Below are 19,677 nucleotides of genomic sequence, written 5' to 3' on the forward strand. Positions count from 1 at the left end.
GCCGCGCCGGCCGACCTCCCGTACGGCCATGGAGAATCCCGACATCCCGGCGGATCCCGCTCGGCCGGTGTCCTAGGGTGGCGACGACTGCCGGGCGCACAGAACGGCGTGACGGCGTGAGGGGAGGCCACCGTGGACACCTGGGTGCGGCTGGAGGTCGAGGACGGCGTCGGCACGATCCGGCTCGACCGTCCGCCGATGAACGCGCTGGACACCGCCATGCAGGAGCAGATCCGGGCGGCGGCGCGGGAGGCGACCGAGCGCGAGGACGTGGCCGCGGTGGTGCTCTACGGCGGTGAGCGGGTGTTCGCCGCCGGCGCCGACATCAAGGAGATGCTGGACATGTCCTACGCCGACATGGAGGTCCGGTCACACGGGCTGACCTCGGCGTTCGACAGCGTGGCCCGGATCCCCAAGCCGGTGGTGGCCGCGATCACCGGGTACGCCCTCGGCGGCGGCTGCGAGCTGGCGCTGACCGCCGACCGGCGGATCGGCGCCGCGACGGCCCGCCTGGGCCAGCCCGAGATCAAGCTCGGCGTGATTCCGGGCGCGGGCGGCACCCAGCGGCTGGCACGGCTGGTCGGCCCGTCGGTGGCCAAGGACCTGATCTTCACCGGGCGGATGGTCGACGCCGCCGAGGCGCGCGCCGTCGGGTTGCTGGACGAGGTGGTCGAGGACGAGGCGCCGGACGCCGTCTACGCCGCGGCCCGGGCCTGGGCGGCGCGGTTCGTCGGTGGGCCGGCGGTGGCGCTGCGGGCGGCCAAGTCCGCGATCGACCGGGGGCTCGACGTCGACCTCGGCACCGGCCTGGAGATCGAACGCCAGAGCTTCGCCGCGTTGTTCGCCACCGAGGACCGCACGATCGGGATGCGCGCGTTCGTGGACAAGACACCGCCCCGCTTCGAGGGACGCTGACCGAGGACGACGGGCACTCGCCGGGTCCTGGCGTACGACCGATCCTGCTGTCCGACCGTACGACCGAACTGTGCCGTCACGACCGAACCGCCGACCGCAAGGAGTCCGATGTCGTCGCACGTCGAGGAGTTCGCACCGGACTCGAGCACGCCCAGCACACCGAGACCATCGAGCACACCGAGCACGCCGGTCGACCCGGCACCGCACCCGGTGGCGAGTGTTGAGGAGGTGGCGGCGGCCTGGGGCGACCCCAAGCTCGCCAACGTGCTCTACCACGACTGGGAGGCGCAGAGCTACGACTCCAAGTGGTCCATCTCCTTCGACGACCGCTGCATCGCCTACGCCCGGGACCGGTTCGTGGCCGCCACCGGTGCGGCCGGCTGGCCGTACGCGAAGTCGCTGGAGGTCGGTTGCGGCACCGGCTTCTTCAGCCTCAACCTTCGTCAGGCCGGCGTCGTGGACGAGGTGCACGTGACCGACCTGTCGCCGGGCATGGTGGAGGCGGCCCGGCAGAACGCCCGCCGGCTCGGGTTCGAGGCACAGGGCCGGGTGGCCGACGCCGAACGCCTGCCCTACCCCGACGGGACCTTCGACCTGGTGGTCGGGCACGCGGTCATCCACCACATCCCCGACGTGGAGCTCGCGTTCGCGGAGATGCTGCGGGTGCTCCGTCCGGGCGGGCGGTTCGTGATCTGCGGCGAGCCGACGAGGTACGGCGACCAGGTGGCGCGCAAGCTCTCCCAGGCGACCTGGTGGCTGGCGACCAGGGCCACTCACCTGGCACCGCTCCGCACACGCTGGGCCCGCTCGAAGGAGGAGCTGGACGAGTCCTCCCGCGCCGCGGCCCTTGAGTCGGTGGTCGACCTGCACACCTTCGATCCGGACGCGCTGGCCCGTACCGCCGAGCGTGCCGGCGCGGCGGATGTGCGGACCGTCACCGAGGAGCTGACCGCCGCGTGGTTCGGCTGGCCGGTCCGTACGTTCGAGTACGCCGTCAACCCCGACCGGCTGGGCTGGGGGTGGGCCACCTTCGCCTACCGGAGCTGGCAGCGGCTGAGCGCGGTCGACCGGCTGCTGAAACCGGTGGTGCCCGCCGAGCTCTACTACAACGTCTCGATCACCGGAATCCGCCGCCCGTAGAACCCGGGCGTGTCGCCGGATGACCGACATCGGAGGCAGAGCGGTCGAGGCGTGGTCAGACGAGCACGAAAGTGATACGTTCCTGCGCGGTCGTTCGTCGTTTCGACAAGACGCGCGGGAGCGAGTGTCGCAGGCTTTTCCGAGGCAGTTCGGTGGTCTGGGCGCGTGGCTCTCGGCCCGCGGAATCGACACGCGGGAAGTGCCCCGTGGCGACTCGGTGCTCGTGAGGTTCGAGTGCTGCACCAACGTCTCCGCGAGGGGAAACAGAAAAACATGGCGCAGGGAACCGTCAAGTGGTTCAACGCTGACAAGGGCTTCGGCTTCATCTCCGTCGACGGCGGTCAGGACGTGTTCGTCCACTTCTCCGCGATCGTCGCCGACGGCTACCGCTCACTGGATGAGGACCAGCGCGTCGAGTTCGACGTTGTGCAGGGTCCCAAGGGACCGCAGGCGGAGAACGTCCGCTCGGTCTGATCCTCTTCCGGGTGTGGTCGCACACATCACGGTGAGAAACGCGACGAAGGTCCGCAGGTCTCCTGCGGGCCTTCGTCATGTTCGGGTGGTGCGCCCGCGGGTTTCCCGCGGGCCTTCGTCGTGTCCGGGGCCACGCCGCCTCATGCCATAGGGTCTGGTGCCGTGGTACGTCGTTCCCGGGATCCGCGGCAGGCCCGCTTCCTCACTCCGGCCAGCCTGCGCTGGGTGGTCCGCCACCGTGCCTGGACGCCCTACTACCTCCTGCGCTACTGGCGCTTTCTGCTGTTCCGGTTGCGGCACCCGCACGTCGTCACCGAGGGGTTCGTCTTCCTCGGCAGGCGGGTCGAGGTGCGCGCCCGGCGCGGCTACGGCCGGCTGGTCCTGGGCCGGTGGGTGCACCTCGGTGACGGCACCCGGCTGCACGCGCACGAGGGCACGCTCCGGATCGGCGACAAGTGCGTGCTGGGCCGGGACGTGACCGTCAACTGCTACCTGGACGTCGAGATCGGCCGGTCCTGCCTGTTCGCCGACTGGGTCTACGTCTGCGACTTCGACCACGTGACCACCGACCTGACCGTTCCCATCAAGGACCAGGGGCTGGTGAAGTCGCCGGTGCGGATCGGTCCGGACTGCTGGCTGGGAACGAAGGTCACCGTGGTCCGCGGTACGACCGTCGGCACCGGCGCGGTGCTGGCAGCGCACGCGGTGGTCCGCGGCGAGGTGCCCGACTTCGGTGTGGCGGCGGGGGTGCCGGCCCGGATCGTGAAGAACCGCCGGGACGCCTACGCGGCGGACGCGGGCCGACGGGCCTATCTCGAGGGTCTGGCCCGAGGTGCCGAGGAGGCCGCCGACCGGGCGGCCCGGGAAGCCCGGGAAGCCCGGCCCGGTCAGCCGGCGCGGGGCTCGTCCTGACCGAGGGACTCCGGCTCGGCGCGCCCTTCGGGCCGGTCGCGCGGATCCCCGGCCCGGCCTTCCTCGCCGGTGCCCTGCTCCTGGCCGAGTGAGACGACCCGGAGTGCGTCCCGGAGCGCGGACTGCTGCTCGGGGTTCATCGCCTCGATGAAGTAGACCAGCGCGGTGGCCGGTCCGGCGGCGGCCGACCATGCGTCGTGCATGAGGGCGGCGGTGTAGGAGTCACGGGACATCACCGGTGTGTAGACGTACGCCCGGCCGGCGGCCTCCCGGCGCAGCCAGCCCTTGCGGTACAGCTTGTCCAGCACGGTCATCACGGTGGTGTGCGCCAGCGTGCGCTCCGGCGCCAGCATCCGGCGGACCTCGCGCACCTGGAGGGGACGGTCGGTGGCCCACAGCTGGAACATCACCTGTTCCTCGAGCTCACCGAACGCCCGCATCCCGCCTCCCGCCGCATTCAGCACGAATTCCTGCCGGCACGCGGTCGGTGTGATCTGTGTCACATGTCAAGGCTGGCTTGCTATCGATCATCGTAGACGTCTCCAGCCGGCCCGTCGTGGCTCCACGAAACGAACAAATCGGCATTCTCGGCACTCTTCGACGAAGAGATGTCTTTTCGCGAAAGCTCACGTCAATGCAGCTTTCCTGCCGTTGTGAAACCGCCCGGCGGCAGTCCGTACCCATGAAGTCGCGACTATATCCGGGCGCTGCCTTCTCCACCACTACGATCGCGCATCGTAGAGCGCTGCGAAACACGGGCTGGAAAGAGCCGAAGGTCCTCTGTTAGACCTGTCGCCGGACCCGATGACCTGGGGATTCGTGAAGAATTCACCGCTCGTCACCGGGTTCGGTAAACGTCCGCAATGGCACCCAGTTCTTTCTCGGGGGGCGGCTCCAGCGCCGCCACGCCTGGGTGACTCACGCCCGCACCAGGGCACGGTACGCCACATTTCCGCGCCACCGGCGCGGCAGTGCGGGCTGCCGTCGAACGAGCGAGGAAGCGTTGGATTCTTTCCGGAGACGCCTACACGCCCTGTGGGGCATCCGCTGGCGCAACATTCCCTTGACAGCAGCGGCCGGAATTGTCGCTCTCGGGCTGGTCGCCGGCGGTCTCGCCCTGGCGTTCGGGCCTGGTTCTCAGCCGGAGAACGCCGCGCTGAGCACGGCCGCCGGTGAGAACAAGCCGGCCGCCGGCGCGGTGGAACGCATCGACGCCGCGGCCGCGATCGCGAAGGACTCCGCGGCGAAGAAGGCGGCGCAGGAGAAGGCCTCGGCCGAGCAGGCCGAGCGCACCCGGGTCGCCGAGCAGCGGGCCGCCCGGTCCGAGCAGCGGCGCGCGCTGGCCGAGCAGGCCGCCGCCGAGAAGAAGGCCGCCGAGAAGAAGGCCGCGGAGAAGAAGGCCGCCAGGAAGGCCGCCGCGAAGAAGCGGGCCGAGCGGGCCGCCGCCGAGCGGGCCGCCGCCGAGCGGGCTGCCGAGAAGCGAGCCGCGAAGAAGATCGCCCTGAAGAAGACGGCAGCCCACAAGGCCGCGCTGGCCGCCAAGAAGGCGCCGCAGTGGGTGCTCCCGGTGACGTCGTACCACCTCACCGGACGGTTTGGGCAGAGCGGCAACAACTGGGCCTCCTCCCACCACGGACTCGACTTCGCCGCCGACACCGGCACCCCGATCCACGCGGTGGGCAGGGGCGAGATCATCAGTGCCGGTTGGCAGGACGCCTACGGGAACGCGATCGAGATCCGCCACCCGGACGGCACCGTCACGCTGTACGGCCACATGTCCCGGTTCGCCAAGACCGGCGGCAGCGTCAAGGTCGGCGACGTGATCGGCTACGTCGGCGCGACCGGGAACGTCACCGGCCCGCACTGCCACCTCGAGGTCCGGCCGCACGGCGGCGGTCTCGAGGACGCGGTGGACCCGTTCGTCTGGCTGAAGAACAAGGGCCTGAACCCCTGAGCGACGGCCGCCTCCACAAGACACTGAACACCCCGTAACAACCCCGTACCACCCGAATCGCGGCACCATTCCGGGAGTCGCGACTCACCCGCTGCCCCAGGACCGCCTCGGCGGACCTGGGGCAGCGTCGTGTCCGCCTCGGAGTCCGCGGGCAGCCTCCGGTTTGATTACTTAGCAAGGCTAAGTTAGCCTGGCTAAGCAATGGCCGGACAGTACGAATCTCGCTCCGAAGCTCTCTCCGAACCCCGCGGCGCCGTAGGCGTCGGGCCGCTCGCCCGGGAGCTTCGCCCCCTCGTGTACCGCCTGTACGACGTCGTTCGCCGGCACTCACCGGATCTCGGCGTCACCCTCACCCAGGGCTCGGTCCTCGGCGTCCTGGTCCACGACGGCCCGCAGACCATGAGCACCCTCGCCGCCCGCGAAGGTGTCCGCCAGCCGTCGATGACCAACGTCGTGAGCCGGCTCGAGCGCGCGGGCTACGTGCGCCGGCGGCCGGCCGAACACGACCGGCGGATGGTGGTCGTGTCCGCGACGGACAGGGCCCGCACCGACCTGGCCCGGGTCGTCGTCGCACGTGAGGAGTTCCTCCGCGAGCGGCTGACCCGGCTCGGCCCCGCCGACCGCGAGGCGGTCGAGGCCGCGCTGCCCGCGCTTGCCCGGCTGGTCGCCGCCGATCCGATCGCCGCCGATGCGGTGAGCACCGATGCGGTGAGCACCGGCCAGGTGAGCACCGGCCGGTGAGACGTACCCCGAATCCCGTTCCACAAGAAGGAAGGTTCTGCTCCCGTGTCCCACGATGTGAAGTTGCTCGACGCCGTCCGCGGTCAGCCGCGTTCGGTGTGGGTGGTCGCGTTCGCGGCGGTCATCGCGTTCATGGGAATCGGGCTCGTCGACCCGATCCTGCTGTCCATCGCGAAGGGCCTGAACGCGACACCGAGCCAGGTGACACTGCTGTTCGCGTCGTACCTCGTGGTGCAGGTCCTCGCGATGCTCTTCACCGGCGTCCTCGCGGCGAAGTACGGCGGCAAGCGCACCATGGTCGCCGGCCTCGCGCTGATCGTGGTGTTCGCCGGCATGTGCGCGCTGGCCGGTTCGATCGGCCAGCTGGTCGCCCTGCGGGCGTTCTGGGGACTCGGGAACGCGTTGTTCATCGCCACCGCGCTGTCCACCATCGTGGCCGCGGCGTCCGGCGGGCAGACCGCGGCGATCCTGCTCTACGAGGCGGCGCTCGGCCTCGGCATCTCCGCCGGCCCGCTGGTCGGCGCCCTGCTGGGAAGCATCTCCTGGCGCGGCCCGTTCGTCGGTACGTCCGTGCTGATGCTGGTCGCGCTCGTGCTCACCGCGACGATGCTCGTCCGCGACCGGCCGAGCACGCAGCGAGTCTCGATCAGCGCACCGTTCAGGGCGTTGCGCGACCGCCGGCTGCTGCTGGTCGCCCTGTCCGCGCTGCTCTACACGTACGCCTTCTTCACCGTGCTGGCCTGGACGCCGTTCGTCCTCGGGTACGGCGCGTTCGCGGTCGGCGGGATCTTCTTCGGCTGGGGCCTGATGGTCGCGGTGTGCGGCGTCATCGTCGGTCCCCGGCTGGCCGCGAGGATCGGCGAGCGCAACGCGACCATGCTGGCGCTCGGGATGTACGCCCTGCTGATGCTGGCGTTCGTCTGGGGATCGGTGCCGGTGGTCGTGGTGGCGACCATCGCCTCCGGGATCGCCTCCGGCTGCCTGAACACCTTCCTCACCGGGATGGCCATGTCGGTCTCGCAGGCACCCCGCCCGATCGCCAGCGCGGGCTACAACTTCCTGCGCTGGATGGGCGGAGCGGCCGCGGCGATCCTGGTCGGGCACGTCGCCGAGTGGGGCGGCTCCCAGCGGGCGCCGTTCGCCGTGGCGGCCGTGCTGTGTGCCGGCGCGGTCGGCCTGATGTACGCCGGTCGCGAGCCGAACCCGCACGAGGTCCCGGCCGAGGCCGTGGTGGTCGGCGAGCAGGTCTAGGACGTGTCCTAGCCGTTCACTCGTACGTGCACGAGCAGGTCGAGGCTGGTGTCCAGGTCGTCCGCGGACACCACGAAGTCGGCCGCCGTCAGCGACGCGACGAACATCGCCAGCTCCGCTGACCAGGCGGCCGGCTCGTCGGCCAGCTGGGCCTTCACCAGGTCGCCGTGCCGGCGTTCCCAGTCCTCGATCCGAGGCCCGTGCCGGATGCCGGTCATCGTGACGAGGTCCAGCCCGAGCTCGGGGTCGGCCCGCTCGACCAGGGCGCGGAGCTCGGGGGCGGTGAGCTCCTTGGCGTGGCAGATGTTGCCGGGTGGGAACGTCAGGTGGTTCGGGGTGGACCAGGCCAGCATGCCGCCGGGCTCGGCGACCCGGGCGCACTCGGCGACGAACGCGGGCTGGTTCCACAGGTGCTCGATCGTCTGCAGGCTGACCACGGCGCCGAAGGAGCCGTCGGCGAACGGCAGCTGGACGAGGTTGCCGCGGGTCACCCGCACGTCGGGGTACGCCGTGGCGGCATGGGCGGCGGTGGCCGCGTCGTAGTCGACGCCCACCACGGTCGGCGCGGTGTCCAGCGAGTCGTACAGGCGTTGCGCTCCGTACCCCTCACCGCAGCCGGCGTCCAGCACCCGCCGCGGCTTCCACCCACCGGGCGCGCCGTGCGCGGCGAGCAGGCCGGCGGCCCAGTCGTAGCCGACCACGTGCCGGGCGAACCAGTAGGTCTCGTGCCAGATCCCGGGCATGGTGCGCTCGCCGGTGAGGGGCAGGTCCGGCACGTGTGGCTCCTCCGCTTGTGAAGTTCGGGCCCGGGTGACGGTCAGGCTACTTGCGCGGACCGGTCGGTGGCGCCGAGTGCGGGTCCTGTTTCGGCCCCGGGTGCCGGGCCCGCGGCTCCCGTCGGCAGGTGTCCTCGGCCAGACTGGACGGCGAACGTGTACCCCGGACAGGAACGTGCACCCTCAGAAGTGGGAGAGCCGGAACTCATGGCAGACCAGAACACCGACGGTTTCTACACCAACCTCAGCTGCGGCGCGCTCGGGATCAGGCCGGGCTTCGAGGCCGCCGTCGATCTCGCGATCGAGTTCGGCTTCGGCGCGGTCGAGCCGGACGTCGGCTACCTCACCTCCCAGCCGGCCGACCAGGTGGAGGCGCTGCGCTCACGACTCTCCGAGCACGGCGTGAAGTGGGGGAACGCCGGCCTGCCGGTCGACCTGAACGCCGACGCGGGGACGTTCGCCTCCCAGCTGGACGCGCTGAACGACCAGGCCGTCCGGCTGACGTCGTACGGCATCGACCGGGTGGGCACCTGGATCCGGCCGATGAGCAACTCGCTGACCTACCGGCGCAACTTCCGCCGGCACGCCGAGCGGATCGCGCTCGTGGACGAGATCCTGGCCGGTGCCGGGGTGCGGTTCGGCCTGGAGTACGTCGGGCCGAAGTCGTTCTGGAGCACCGAGCTGTATCCGTTCGTGCACACCCTCGCCGAGGCGCGCGAGCTGATCGACGCGGTGGGCAGCCCCAACGTGGGCCTCATCCTGGACACCTTCCACTGGTTCACCTCCGGTGAGTCCGCGGCCGACATCGCCGAACTGTCCGCGCACGAGGTGGTGGCCGTCGACCTCAACGACGCGCCCACCGGCCTGGAGCGCGACCAGCAGCAGGACGGTCAGCGGATGCTGCCCGGGGCGACCGGCGTGATCGACGTGGCCGGCTTCGTGGGCGCGCTGCGCAAGATCGGCTACGTCGGCCCGGTCAAGGTCGAGCCGTTCAACGCCGAGCTGCGGGCGATGGACCCCCGCGACGCCGTGGCCAAGACGGCCGAGTCGCTGACCGCCGTTCTGTAGGGCAGGTCGTGCACACCACCGGTCCCGGGGAGGCTGCCAGGACTCCCCGGGGACCGGTGGTTGCCCGCGAAGCTACTCACGGGTAACGTCGCGTCAGTCGGGTCGGTCCCGTCTACGGTTGGGGGCGGACCCCTGGCCGGTGAACCCGTTGGATGGCCCGTCGAGGGCGCCCGGGTTCGACGTGGCGAGCCAAGGACGCGAGTGAGGAGCCGGACGCGAGCATGAACATCGTGGTGTGTGTGAAGTACGTCCCGGACGCGACCGCGGAACGCGGCTTCGACCCCGGCGACCGGACCGTCGACCGGTCCGGTGTTCCCGGACTGCTGTCGGAGCTGGACGAGTACGCCGTCGAGGCCGCCCTCAAGCTCGCCGAGGCCGGCGACGCCGAGGTGACCGTCCTCACGGTCGGGCCCGCCGACGCCGCCGACGCGCTGAAGAAGAGCCTGCAGATGGGTGCGGGCGCGGCCGTGCACGTGCTCGACGACGCGATCCACGGCTCGGACTCGGTGGGCACCTCGCTGGTGCTGGCCGAGGCGGTCCGCAAGCTGGGCGCCGAGCGACCGGTCGACCTCGTGCTGTGCGGGATGGCCTCCACCGACGGCAGCATGTCGGTGGTCCCGGCGATGCTGGCCGAGCGGCTCGACCTGCCGCAGGTCACCTTCGCCAGCGAGCTCGAGGTCGGCGGTGGCACGGTGCGGATCCGCCGCGACGGCGAGGCCGCCACCGAGACCGTCGAGGCAGCTCTGCCCGCCGTGGTCTCGGTCACCGACCAGGCCAACGAGCCCCGCTACCCCTCGTTCAAGGGAATCATGGCGGCGAAGAAGAAGCCGGTGCAGACCTGGAGCCTCGCCGACCTCGGCGTCGACGCCGGTGCGGTCGGCCTGGCCTCCGCCTGGACCGCGGTCGACTCCTTCGAGGCGCGCCCGGCCCGGCAGAAGGGCACGGTCGTCACCGACGAGGGCGACGGCGGGCAGCGGCTCGTGGCCTACCTCGCCGAGCAGCGGTTCGTCTAGACCGCAGCGACCAGCCGCGAGCTGCCAACTTCGACCACCGATCCGGGTACGGGCGACCGACCGCTGAGCGACTGCAAGGAAGCGTGCCGAAATGAGCGAGATCCTGGTTCTCGTCGACCACGTCGACGGGGTCGTACGCAAGACCACCACCGAGCTGCTGACCATCGCGCGGCGCCTCGGCGAACCCTCCGCGGTGTTCGTCGGCGCCGGCTACGAGCAGGCCAAGGACACCCTGGCGACGTACGGCGCCCAGAAGGTCTACCTGCTGGAGCAGCCGGAGCTGACCGACCACCTCGTCGCACCCAAGGCGGAGGCGCTGGCCCAGCTCGCCGAGCGGAGCGCACCGGCCGCGATCATGCTGACCTCCGGTGCGGAGGGCAAGGAGATCGCCGGGCGGCTCGCGATCAAGCTCGGCTCCGGCGTTCTCACCGACGTCGTGGACGTCGAGCCCGGCGACGGCACGGTCCTCGCCACCCAGGCGGTGTTCGCCGGCAACTACACCGTCCGGTCCCGGGTCACCCACGGCACGCCGATCCTGACCGTCAAGCCCAACTCCGCCACCCCCGAACCCGCACTCGCGCAGCCGGTGGAGGAGAAGGCCGACGTCACCGTGTCGGAGCGGGCCCGGGCCGCGCGGGTGGTGGAGCGCTCGCCGCGCACCCAGACCGGGCGCCCGGAGCTGACCGAGGCGGCGATCGTGGTGTCCGGTGGGCGCGGGGTCGGCTCGGCGGACAACTTCTCCGTCGTCGAGGGACTCGCGGACGCGCTCGGCGGCGCGGTCGGCGCGTCCCGCGCGGCGGTGGACGCCGGGTGGTACCCCCACGCCTACCAGGTCGGCCAGACGGGCAAGACCGTCTCGCCGCAGCTGTACCTCGCCGCCGGAATCTCCGGCGCGATCCAGCACCGGGCGGGCATGCAGACCTCGAAGACGATCGCGGTGGTCAACAAGGATCCGGAGGCGCCGATCTTCGAGATGGCCGACTTCGGTGTCGTCGGCGACCTGCACGCGGTGCTGCCGCAGGCGACCGAGGAGATCAACCGCCGCAAGGGCTGAGCCGGGGAGTTCCGGGTGGACGCCGGTGCACGCGGGCCGACCGCGTGCACCGGCGTTCGCACGTCGACCATCCGGCCGGTACGGTCGGACGCAGTGACGCGGGGTGTCCCCGAAGGCCGGGACTGAGATCACACCCGTCGAACCTGATCCAGATCATGCTGGCGAAGGGACTGTCGCACGATGGTCACGACCACGTCCGTCACCGCGGACGCCGTAGCGGAAGTACGCGAGAACCTCCGCGACCAGGCGCCGCTGGTGCACTGCCTCACCAATCTCGTCGTCGCCAACTTCACCGCCAACGCGCTGCTCGCCGCGGGCGCGTCCCCGGCGATGACCGACACCCCCGAGGACGCGCAGGTGCTCGCCGCCGGCGCCGGTGCGGTGCTGGTCAACCTCGGCACCGTGACCCACGCCTCGGCCGAGGGCATGCGGGCGTCGGTGACGTCGGCGGCCCGGGCCGGACGTCCGTGGGTGCTCGACCCCGTGGCCGCCGGTCCGCTGCCGTGGCGTACCGCCCTGGCCGGTGACCTGCTCGCGCTCGCACCCCCTGCGGTCGTACGAGGAAACGCCTCGGAGGTGCTCGCCCTGACCGGCGGTGCCGGCGGCCGCGGCGTGGAGTCCACCGCCGACCCGGAACAGGCCTGGCCGGCCGCCCGGTCGCTGGCCGGCACGTACGGCCTGACGGTGGCGGTGAGCGGCCCGGTCGACCTGCTCACCGACGGCGAACGCACCGTACGGGTCGCCAACGGCCATCCGTTGATGATCCGGATCACCGGCGTCGGCTGCGTGCTCGGCGCGCTCACCGCCGGCTGCCTCGCGGTGACCAGCGACGCCCTGCTGGCCGCGACGGCGGCGACGGTGCTGCTCACCCTCGCCGGGGAGGCGGCGGCGGCGCGGGCGCCTCGGCCCGGGTCGTTCGCGACCGCGCTGCTGGACGAGCTGGACGCCACCGGCGCCGACCGCATCCGCGCGGGCGCAAGGCTGGGTTGACGATGGCTCCTGAACCCTCGGGCAGCCGGGGCCGCGCGCTCGACCTCTCGCTCTACCTCGTCACCGACACCGCGCTGTGCGGCCCGCGCGGGGTGGCCGCCACCGTGCGGGCGGCGGTGGCCGGCGGAGTGAGCGCGGTGCAGCTGCGCGACCCGGGCGCCACCACCCGGGACCTGCTCCGGGCCGGCGCGGAGGTACGCGAGGCGCTCGCCGGCACCGGCGTACCCCTGTTCGTCAACGACCGGGCCGACGTGGCGCACGCGCTCGGCGCCGACGGGGTGCACCTCGGCCAGTCCGACCTGCCGCCCGAGCACGCCCGCGAGCTGCTCGGGCCGGACGTGTGGATCGGACTGTCCGCGCACACCTCCGGCCACCTCGACGAAGCGCTCGCGCTGCCGCCGGGGACGGTGGACTACCTCGGCGTCGGACCGGTCTTCGCCCAGACGACGAAGGCGGACGCGGCGTCCCCGCGCGGCCTGGGCCTGCTCGCCGAACTCGTCGCCGCCGCCGCCGCGGCCGGCCTGCCCTGTGTGGCGATCGGCGGCATCGGCCCGGACAACGCCGACGCCGTACGCGCCACCGGCGTGGCCGGGATCGCGGTGGTCAGCGCCGTGTGCGGGCGGCCCGATCCGGCGGCCGCAGCCCGAGCCCTGCGTACGGAGGTTCGATGACCACTCACGTGTCCGGCCAGGTGCCCGTCGCGCTCACCATCGCCACCAGCGACCCGTCCGGTGGGGCGGGCATCCAGGCCGACCTGAAGACGTTCTCCGCCCTCGGCGCCTACGGCACGGCGGTGCTGGTGGCGCTGACCGCGCAGAACACCCGCGGCGTCACCGGCATCCACGTCCTCCCGACGGAGTTCATCGCCGAGCAGGTGGACACCCTCGTCTCCGACGTCCGCGTGGACGCGGTGAAGATCGGCATGCTCGCCGACGCCACCGTCGTGCACACCGTCGCCGAGGCGCTGCGCCGCCATCGGGACCGGCTTCCGTCGGTGGTGCTCGACCCGGTGATGGTGGCCTCCAGCGGGGACCGGCTGCTCACCGAGGACGCGGTGGCGCTGGTACGGACCGAGTTGCTCCCGCTGGCCGGCCTGGTGACCCCGAACCTCCCCGAGGCCGCCGCCCTGCTGGGCACCTCACCGGCCCGTACGCCTGCCGAGGTCGAACGCCAGGCCGCCGAACTCCGTGCGCTCGGCGTACCCCGGGTGCTGCTGAAGGGCGGGCACGGCGACGACCCGGAGGAGTCCGCCGACCTCTACCTCGACGCCGACGGCGCCGAGTGGCTGCGAGCACCGCGGATCCACACCCGGCACACGCACGGCACCGGCTGCACGCTCTCCTCCGCGATCGCCGCGCTGCGTCCCCAGCGGCCGGACTGGCGTACCGCAGTCGTCGGCGCCAAGGACTACCTCACTGCCGCGCTGGCCGCGGCCGACTCCCTCGACGTCGGCGGGGGACACGGGCCGGTGCACCACTTCCACGCCTGGTGGGGAGCGCGATGACGGGGAACGCGGTGACGGAATCGACGGGGTTCTGCTCGGACGCCTGGACGGCCACCGCGGCCAGCCGGGCCGCGATCGACGCGCTGCCGTTCGTGGTGACCCTCGGCGACGGCAGCCTGGACAGCGGGCGGTTCGCGTACTACCTCGCCCAGGACACCTTCTACCTCGACGACTACGCCCGGGCGCTCGCGGCCGCCGCGGTGAAGGCGCCGAACGGCGCGGACCTCGCCTTCTTCGCGAAGTCCGCGCACACCGCGATCGAGGTCGAACAGGACCTGCACCGTACGCACGTCCGGGACCTGGCGGCGTACCAGCGGTCGCCGACCTGCGTCGGCTACACGTCGTACCTCCTCGGCGTCGCGCACACCCGCGGCTACGCCGAGCTGGTCGCGGCGCTGCTGCCGTGCTTCTGGATCTATCAGGACGTGGGTACGCGGCTGCTGGCGGCGGCCGGTGATCTGTCCGGCCACCCGTACGGCGACTGGATCGGCACCTACGCCGACGAGGAGTTCGCCCGGTCCACCGCGCGGGTGTGCGAGATCGCCGACCGGACGGCCGCGGTGGCCGACCCGGCCACGCTGGACCGCATGCACGAGGCGTTCGCCCGGGCGACAGCCTGGGAGTGGATGTTCTGGGACGCCGCGTGGCGGCAGGAGGGCTGGCCGCCCCAGGGCTGACCCGGCTGAGCCTCGATGGCGGCGACCGGCGGTGGAACGGCGGGTGGAACGGCTGTCGGCGGTGGTCATTACGCTGAACCCTGAGATGACGGCACCACGTACCTACCTCGATCATGCCGCGACCACCCCGATGCTCCCGGAGGCGGTGGCCGCGATGACCGCCCAGCTTTCCCGGCTGGGCAACGCGTCGTCCCTGCACGCCTCCGGCCGGGCCGCCCGCAGGCTGGTGGAGGAGTCCCGGGAGTCGGTGGCCGCGGCGCTCGGCGCCCGGCCGTCGGAGATCGTCTTCACCGGTGGCGGCACCGAGGCGGACAACCTCGCCGTCAAGGGCCTGTTCTGGGCGCGCCGGGCCGCCGACCCGCGTCGCCGCCGCGTGCTGGCCAGCGCCGTCGAGCACCACGCCGTGCTCGACTCGGTGCGCTGGCTGGAGTCGTTCGCCGGGGCCGAGGTCGAGTGGATCCCGGTCGACGCGTACGGCCGGGTCGACGTGGCCGCGCTGCGGGCGAGCGTGCAGGCCGACCCCGAGTCGGTGGCGCTGGTGACCGTGATGTGGGCCAACAACGAGGTGGGCACCGTCCAGCCGATCGCCGAGGTGGTCGAGCTCGCCGGGCGGTACGACATCCCGGTGCACTCCGACGCCGTGCAGGCGGTCGGCCAGCTTCCGGTCGACTTCGCGGTGTCCGGCCTGGACGCGATGACGGTGACCGGGCACAAGCTGGGCGGCCCGGTCGGCGTGGGCGCCCTGGTGGTCCGCCGGCAGGTCGACCTGGTGCCGCTGCTGCACGGCGGGGGACAGGAACGCGACGTCCGCTCCGGCACGCTCGACGTGGCCGCGATCGCGGCGTTCGCCGTCGCCGTCGACTCCGCCACGGCCGGTCGCGAGCGGCTCGCCGCCCGGTTGGCCGGGCTCCGGGCCGAGCTGGTCGAGGAGATCCTCGCCGCGGTGCCCGATGCCGAGCTCAACGGCGACCCCGGCACCGCGCACCCCGATCCCGGCGGCAGGCTTCCGGGCAACGCGCACTTCTCCTTTCCCGGCTGCGAGGGCGACTCGCTGTTGCTGCTGCTCGACGCGCGCGGCATCGAGTGCTCCACCGGCTCGGCGTGCTCGGCGGGAGTGGCCGAGGCGAGCCACGTGCTGCTGGCGATGGGTCGTGACGAGGAGCGTGCCCGCGGCTCGCTGCGGTTCAGCCTGGGCCACACCTCCACCCGCGCCGACGTCGACGCGCTCGGTGCTGCGATCGGCCCGGTGGTGGAGCGCGCCCGCAGCGCGGGTCTGGTCAACGTGAGCGGAGGACGGAACTGATGCGGGTGCTGGCGGCGATGTCCGGCGGGGTCGACTCCGCGGTGGCGGCCGCGCGGGCGGTGGACGCCGGCCACCAGGTCACCGGGGTGCACCTCGCGCTGTCGCGCAACCCGTCGTCCTACCGCACGGGTGCCCGCGGCTGCTGCACGCTGGAGGACGCCCGCGACGCCCGCCGGGCCGCCGACGTGCTCGGCATCCCGTTCTACGTCTGGGATCTGGCCGAGCGGTTCCACGCCGACGTGGTGACCGACTTCGTGCAGGAGTACGCCGCCGGCCGCACGCCCAACCCCTGCCTGCGCTGCAACGAGAAGATCAAGTTCGCCGCGGTGCTCGACCGGGCGCTGGCGCTCGGCTTCGACGCGGTCTGCACCGGCCACTACGCCCAGCTCGTGGACGGGCCCGCCGGCCGGGAGCTGCACAGGTCGGTCGACCCCGGCAAGGACCAGTCGTACGTCCTCGGCGTCCTCACCGCCGAGCAGCTCGCCCACGCCTACTTCCCGCTCGGCGGGTCGCCGAAGTCGGCGGTGCGGGCCGAGGCCGCCGAGCGCGGACTCGCGGTCGCCGACAAGCCCGACAGCCACGACATCTGCTTCGTCGCCGACGGCGACACGGCGGGCTTCCTGGCCCGCGAGCTCGGCGAGCAGCCCGGCAGGGTGGTCGACGAGGAGGGCACCGTGCTGGCCGAGCACGACGCGGCGTACGCGTTCACCGTCGGCCAGCGCCGGGGCCTGCGCCTCGGCCGGCCGGCCGACGACGGCAAGCCCCGCTACGTCCTGTCCATCGAACCCGTGAGCCGCACCGTCACCGTCGGACCCCGCGACCGGCTGACCGTCGCGCACATCGAGGGCACCCAGCCGCGGTGGTGCGGCCCGGCGCCGGCCGGTCCGGTGGAATGCCGGGCGCAGATCCGCGCGCACGGCGACACGCTGCCCGCGCGGGCGTGGGTGGACGACGACGTGCTCCGGGTCGAGCTCGCCGAGCCGGCCACCGGCGTCGCGCCCGGCCAGGCGGTGGTGATCTACGCCGGCACCCGGGTGATCGGATCGGCCACCATCTCCTCCACGGCCCCCGCCACCCCGGCCACGAACTGAACCCGCGCGCCGAGCTCGGCGCCGACCGTCGCCCGTAGGCTTTGCGGGTGCCGAACCCCATCGAAATGCCCTGGCGTCCGGGTGCCGCGACCGGCGTCGGATCGCTGCCGTACGACGATCCGCTGGAAGCAACCCGGGTCGTGCTGGGCGAGCTGCCCGACCTGCCGCACCTGCCCGAGCTACCCGGCCGGGGACCCGGCTCCGACATGATCGGGCGGGCCTGCGCGCTGCTGGTCGAACTCGGCGTCGACCTGCAGCCGTCCGGCTGGCGGCTGGTGCCGGGTGAGGGGCTCGACCAGCGCCGGGCTCGCTCCACCCTGGCCCGCGACCTGGACGCGCTGGAAGAACTGACCCAGGCCTACGGCGGTCCGCTGAAGGTCCAGTTCACCGGGCCGCTGACGCTCGCCGCCGGGGTCGAACGCCCGCGCGGGGGCCGGGTGGTGGGGGACAGCGGTGCCCGCCGCGACCTGGCGCAGTCCCTGGCCGAGGGCCTGACGGTCCACCTGCGCGAGCTGCACCGCCGGGTGCCGGGTGCGTCGCTGGTGGTCCAGCTCGACGAACCGTCGATGCCCGCGGTCCTGCGCGGATCGGTGCCGACGGCCTCCGGGTTCTCCCGCTACCGCCCGGTCGAGGAGCACGAGGCGACCGACCTGCTGGGCGGCGTGATCGCGGCGATCGTGGCCGCCGGCGCGGTGCCGGTCGTGCACAGCTGCGCGGCCGGAACGCCGTTCCCGCTGCTGGTGCGCGCCGGGGCGCGCGGCCTGTCGTTCGACCTGAAGAAGCTCGGCCAGGCCGACGCGGACCCGCTGTCGGAGGCGGTCGAGGCCGGCGTGGCGTTGTTCGCCGGTGCCGTGCCCGCGCTGCGGCCCGAGGAGCCCGCTCGGCCCGCTCCGGGCACCGCGGCTGCTGCCGCGGACGGCGCCGCGCCCCGCCGCTCGGGCCCGCCCGGACCCACCGACGCCGACGTGGCCCGGACGGTGCAGGCGTTCTGGCGGCGGCTGGGGTTCGCCGCGGACGAGGTGGCCCGCGGTGTCGTGGTCACGCCCGCGTGCGGGCTCGCCGGCGCGGACCCGGCGTGGGCGCGTACGGCGATGAGACTGGCCCGGGAGGCGGCCGCGCACCTCGCGAGCTGACGCTCCCCGGTGCACTGACCGGGGGGCCCCGGCCGCAACCTGCGGTTGACAGGAAATACGATACGGCGCGTGTCGTATCGAAAGAAGATCGAAGGCGGCCGGTCGTCGCCGGGGCGTCCGCGGGACGAGGGGCTGGAACGCCGGATCCTGGCGGCCGTCCTGGAGGTGCTGTCGGAAGCGGGCTACGCCGGCCTCACGTACGAGGAGGTGGCGCGACGCTGCAATGCCTCCAAGGCGAGCCTGTACCGCCGCTGGAAGACCAAGCGGGACATGGTGATCGCGGCACTGCGGTCCGGACCGGCCCAGGACGGCGCCGCGGAGCCGATCGACACCGGCAGCCTGCGCGAGGACCTGCTGTGCCTGTGCCGCCGGCTGGACCGCACGATGCGGGCGGCGGACAGCCAGACCGCGATGCTGCTCCTCCAGGCGGGCCTGGAGGATCCCGAGCTGTGCGAGGCGATCGAGAACTCGGTGGGCCCCACCGGTGCCCGGCTGCCCCGGCAGGTCCTCGACGCCGCCGTCGCCCGTGGTGACCTTCCCGCCGGGACGGACCCCTTCGCCTTCGAGGAAGTCGTCGGTGCCGCGCTGCTGCTTCGCCGGATCAACGGCCTGCCGGCCGGCGAGGAGTACCTCGTCGCGCTGGTCGACACCATCGTGATCCCCGCGCTGCGCGCATCCGCGACCTCGCCGGTCCCGCTGCCGGCCGGCATCTTCTCCGGACACCCGGGCCCTCCCGTCCCGGACACACTCCCGCCCGCCACCAAGGAGAATCGATGACCTCCCACCTGACCATCGTCGGCTTCGACTACCGCACCCTCCCCGGAGCGGACGGCGTCGGCCTCAACGTCGCGGTCGGCGGCGAGGGCCCGGCCGTGGTCCTGCTCCACGGGTTCCCGCAGACCCACTACATGTGGAGGCACGTCGCCGGACGGCTCCGGGACGAGCACACCGTGATCGTCGCGGACCTGCGCGGCTACGGCGACAGCGACAAGCCGTCCGGGACCGACCCGGACACGTACTCCAAGCGGACGATGGCCAATGACATCGTCCAGGTCGCGGCCGCCCTGGGGTTCGACCACTTCGGCCTGGTCGGTCACGACCGCGGCGCCCTGGTCGGCGTTCGGGCCGGCCTGGACCACCCGGCGGTCGTGGACTACCTCGGCATCCTGGACGTGCTGCCCACCCTGGACACCTGGGCGGTGCTGCAGGGCGTGAACGCGAAGGTGGCCTGGCACCTCTACCTCATGGCCCAGCCCGCCGGGCTCCCCGAGAAGATGATCGCCGCTGTCGCACCGGAGTTCTTCGGCTCGTTCCTGGACGCGTGGGACCCAGCAGGTACGACGTTCACCCAGCAGGAGCGCGACCACTACATCGACAGCTCGGTCGCCGCGGTCGACTCCATTGTCGCCGACTACCGCGCCACCGCGAGCGTGGACCTCGAGCTGGACCTCCAGGACCGCGAGCGCGACGCGAAGCTCACCATGCCCGTGGGCGTCATCTCCCAGGACTGGGGATCCCGGCTCGGCTTCGACGCCGCGGCGCTGTGGAAGGCGTGGGCGCCGGACCTGGAGTTCCGGGCCACGACGTCGGGCCACTTCATGGCCGAGGAGAACCCCGACGAGATCGCCGCCTTCGTTGCCGCGCTCGCCGCTCGGCCCTCTCGTGCGGGTTAGGGCAGACC

General features: G+C 72.6%; 21 protein-coding genes and 1 riboswitch. Of the genes, 19 read left to right on the forward strand and 2 right to left on the reverse strand.

Features of this window, described 5'->3' with window-relative positions; genetic code table 11:
- Positions 1–132: 132 nt before the first annotated feature.
- The 4 genes from FHR37_RS04835 (at position 133) to FHR37_RS04850 (ending at position 3,441) form a co-directional block, all read left to right on the forward strand.
- Positions 133–915 carry an enoyl-CoA hydratase/isomerase family protein gene (locus FHR37_RS04835; RefSeq protein ID WP_092888607.1) on the forward strand — a complete coding sequence of 261 codons (783 nt, stop codon included), beginning with the start codon at positions 133–135 and terminating at the stop codon, positions 913–915.
- Between the two features lie 108 nt (positions 916–1,023).
- Entirely contained in the window at positions 1,024–2,055 is a 1,032-nt protein-coding gene (locus FHR37_RS04840) for a class I SAM-dependent methyltransferase (RefSeq protein WP_092888610.1), read from the forward strand.
- Between the two features lie 273 nt (positions 2,056–2,328).
- On the forward strand, positions 2,329–2,529 hold the full coding sequence (locus FHR37_RS04845; RefSeq protein WP_092888613.1) for a cold-shock protein: 201 nt from the start codon (positions 2,329–2,331) through the stop codon (positions 2,527–2,529).
- Between the two features lie 162 nt (positions 2,530–2,691).
- Positions 2,692–3,441 carry an acyltransferase gene (locus FHR37_RS04850; RefSeq protein ID WP_202818357.1) on the forward strand — a complete coding sequence of 250 codons (750 nt, stop codon included), beginning with the start codon at positions 2,692–2,694 and terminating at the stop codon, positions 3,439–3,441.
- Here the strand turns inward: FHR37_RS04850 and FHR37_RS04855 are convergent.
- A complete protein-coding gene (locus FHR37_RS04855; protein ID WP_237769067.1) occupies positions 3,417–3,905 on the reverse strand; it encodes a BlaI/MecI/CopY family transcriptional regulator in 489 nt (162 codons plus the stop codon). The genes FHR37_RS04850 and FHR37_RS04855 overlap by 25 nt on opposite strands.
- Positions 3,906–4,444: 539 nt before the next feature.
- On the opposite strand from FHR37_RS04855, the gene FHR37_RS04860 reads away from it, so the two are divergent.
- From FHR37_RS04860 to FHR37_RS04870, 3 genes are all read left to right on the forward strand, one after another.
- On the forward strand, positions 4,445–5,395 hold the full coding sequence (locus FHR37_RS04860; protein ID WP_139239172.1) for a M23 family metallopeptidase: 951 nt from the start codon (positions 4,445–4,447) through the stop codon (positions 5,393–5,395).
- 201 nt (positions 5,396–5,596) lie between these two features.
- Positions 5,597–6,136 (forward strand): MarR family winged helix-turn-helix transcriptional regulator, encoded by a 540-nt coding sequence (locus FHR37_RS04865; RefSeq protein ID WP_092888624.1) that lies wholly within the window; start codon positions 5,597–5,599, stop codon positions 6,134–6,136.
- A gap of 45 nt (positions 6,137–6,181) precedes the next feature.
- Positions 6,182–7,387 carry an MFS transporter gene (locus tag FHR37_RS04870; RefSeq protein WP_237769068.1) on the forward strand — a complete coding sequence of 402 codons (1,206 nt, stop codon included), beginning with the start codon at positions 6,182–6,184 and terminating at the stop codon, positions 7,385–7,387.
- Between the two features lie 8 nt (positions 7,388–7,395).
- On the opposite strand, the gene FHR37_RS04875 is transcribed toward FHR37_RS04870, so the two are convergent.
- Positions 7,396–8,163, reverse strand: coding sequence for a class I SAM-dependent methyltransferase (locus FHR37_RS04875; RefSeq protein ID WP_237769069.1), 768 nt, complete (start codon positions 8,161–8,163; stop codon positions 7,396–7,398).
- A 207-nt stretch (positions 8,164–8,370) separates the two neighbouring features.
- On the opposite strand from FHR37_RS04875, the gene FHR37_RS04880 reads away from it, so the two are divergent.
- From FHR37_RS04880 to FHR37_RS04935, 12 genes are all read left to right on the forward strand, one after another.
- A complete protein-coding gene (locus tag FHR37_RS04880) occupies positions 8,371–9,231 on the forward strand; it encodes a sugar phosphate isomerase/epimerase family protein (protein ID WP_092888630.1) in 861 nt (286 codons plus the stop codon).
- A 221-nt stretch (positions 9,232–9,452) separates the two neighbouring features.
- Complete coding sequence (locus tag FHR37_RS04885; RefSeq protein WP_092888633.1) at positions 9,453–10,244, forward strand: electron transfer flavoprotein subunit beta/FixA family protein; 792 nt, start codon at positions 9,453–9,455, stop codon at positions 10,242–10,244.
- A 91-nt stretch (positions 10,245–10,335) separates the two neighbouring features.
- Positions 10,336–11,298: an electron transfer flavoprotein subunit alpha/FixB family protein gene (locus FHR37_RS04890; protein WP_092888636.1), complete on the forward strand. Its 963-nt coding sequence runs from the start codon at positions 10,336–10,338 to the stop codon at positions 11,296–11,298.
- Between the two features lie 89 nt (positions 11,299–11,387).
- Positions 11,388–11,486: riboswitch (TPP riboswitch) on the forward strand.
- On the forward strand, positions 11,479–12,288 hold the full coding sequence (thiM, locus tag FHR37_RS04895) for a hydroxyethylthiazole kinase (protein WP_092888639.1): 810 nt from the start codon (positions 11,479–11,481) through the stop codon (positions 12,286–12,288). It overlaps the preceding riboswitch by 8 nt.
- A gap of 2 nt (positions 12,289–12,290) precedes the next feature.
- Complete coding sequence (gene thiE / locus FHR37_RS04900; RefSeq protein WP_092888642.1) at positions 12,291–12,959, forward strand: thiamine phosphate synthase; 669 nt, start codon at positions 12,291–12,293, stop codon at positions 12,957–12,959.
- The gene (gene thiD / locus FHR37_RS04905; protein WP_092888645.1) at positions 12,956–13,792 is read left to right on the forward strand and encodes a bifunctional hydroxymethylpyrimidine kinase/phosphomethylpyrimidine kinase; all 837 of its coding nucleotides are present in this window, start codon (positions 12,956–12,958) and stop codon (positions 13,790–13,792) included. The genes thiE and thiD overlap by 4 nt, the downstream gene beginning before the upstream one ends.
- A gap of 11 nt (positions 13,793–13,803) precedes the next feature.
- Positions 13,804–14,469 (forward strand): TenA family protein, encoded by a 666-nt coding sequence (locus FHR37_RS04910; protein ID WP_202884476.1) that lies wholly within the window; start codon positions 13,804–13,806, stop codon positions 14,467–14,469.
- 85 nt (positions 14,470–14,554) lie between these two features.
- Complete coding sequence (locus FHR37_RS04915) at positions 14,555–15,772, forward strand: cysteine desulfurase family protein (protein WP_092888853.1); 1,218 nt, start codon at positions 14,555–14,557, stop codon at positions 15,770–15,772.
- Positions 15,772–16,863, forward strand: coding sequence for a tRNA 2-thiouridine(34) synthase MnmA (gene mnmA, locus FHR37_RS04920; protein ID WP_092888651.1), 1,092 nt, complete (start codon positions 15,772–15,774; stop codon positions 16,861–16,863). The genes FHR37_RS04915 and mnmA overlap by 1 nt, the downstream gene beginning before the upstream one ends.
- A 47-nt stretch (positions 16,864–16,910) precedes the next feature.
- On the forward strand, positions 16,911–17,996 hold the full coding sequence (locus FHR37_RS04925) for a methionine synthase (protein ID WP_237769070.1): 1,086 nt from the start codon (positions 16,911–16,913) through the stop codon (positions 17,994–17,996).
- Positions 17,997–18,065: 69 nt separating this feature from the next.
- Complete coding sequence (locus FHR37_RS04930) at positions 18,066–18,773, forward strand: TetR/AcrR family transcriptional regulator (protein ID WP_237769071.1); 708 nt, start codon at positions 18,066–18,068, stop codon at positions 18,771–18,773.
- Complete coding sequence (locus FHR37_RS04935) at positions 18,770–19,669, forward strand: alpha/beta fold hydrolase (RefSeq protein ID WP_092888658.1); 900 nt, start codon at positions 18,770–18,772, stop codon at positions 19,667–19,669. The genes FHR37_RS04930 and FHR37_RS04935 overlap by 4 nt, the downstream gene beginning before the upstream one ends.
- Positions 19,670–19,677: the final 8 nt, after the last annotated feature.

The sequence above is a fragment of the Actinopolymorpha cephalotaxi genome, from assembly GCF_013408535.1.
GTDB classification, from domain to species: Bacteria; Actinomycetota; Actinomycetes; order Propionibacteriales; family Actinopolymorphaceae; genus Actinopolymorpha; species Actinopolymorpha cephalotaxi.

Bases quoted from the DNA above. Each gene is read 5' to 3' on its own strand.
- FHR37_RS04840 (WP_092888610.1), top strand. From the start codon at position 1,024: ATGTCGTCGCACGTCGAGGAGTTCGCACCGGACTCGAGCACGCCCAGC.
- FHR37_RS04845 (WP_092888613.1), top strand. From the start codon at position 2,329: ATGGCGCAGGGAACCGTCAAGTGGTTCAACGCTGACAAGGGCTTCGGC.
- FHR37_RS04865 (WP_092888624.1), top strand. From the start codon at position 5,597: ATGGCCGGACAGTACGAATCTCGCTCCGAAGCTCTCTCCGAACCCCGC.
- FHR37_RS04880 (WP_092888630.1), top strand. From the start codon at position 8,371: ATGGCAGACCAGAACACCGACGGTTTCTACACCAACCTCAGCTGCGGC.
- FHR37_RS04885 (WP_092888633.1), top strand. From the start codon at position 9,453: ATGAACATCGTGGTGTGTGTGAAGTACGTCCCGGACGCGACCGCGGAA.
- FHR37_RS04890 (WP_092888636.1), top strand. From the start codon at position 10,336: ATGAGCGAGATCCTGGTTCTCGTCGACCACGTCGACGGGGTCGTACGC.
- thiM (WP_092888639.1), top strand. From the start codon at position 11,479: ATGGTCACGACCACGTCCGTCACCGCGGACGCCGTAGCGGAAGTACGC.
- thiE (WP_092888642.1), top strand. From the start codon at position 12,291: ATGGCTCCTGAACCCTCGGGCAGCCGGGGCCGCGCGCTCGACCTCTCG.
- thiD (WP_092888645.1), top strand. From the start codon at position 12,956: ATGACCACTCACGTGTCCGGCCAGGTGCCCGTCGCGCTCACCATCGCC.
- FHR37_RS04915 (WP_092888853.1), top strand. From the start codon at position 14,555: ATGACGGCACCACGTACCTACCTCGATCATGCCGCGACCACCCCGATG.
- mnmA (WP_092888651.1), top strand. From the start codon at position 15,772: ATGCGGGTGCTGGCGGCGATGTCCGGCGGGGTCGACTCCGCGGTGGCG.
- FHR37_RS04935 (WP_092888658.1), top strand. From the start codon at position 18,770: ATGACCTCCCACCTGACCATCGTCGGCTTCGACTACCGCACCCTCCCC.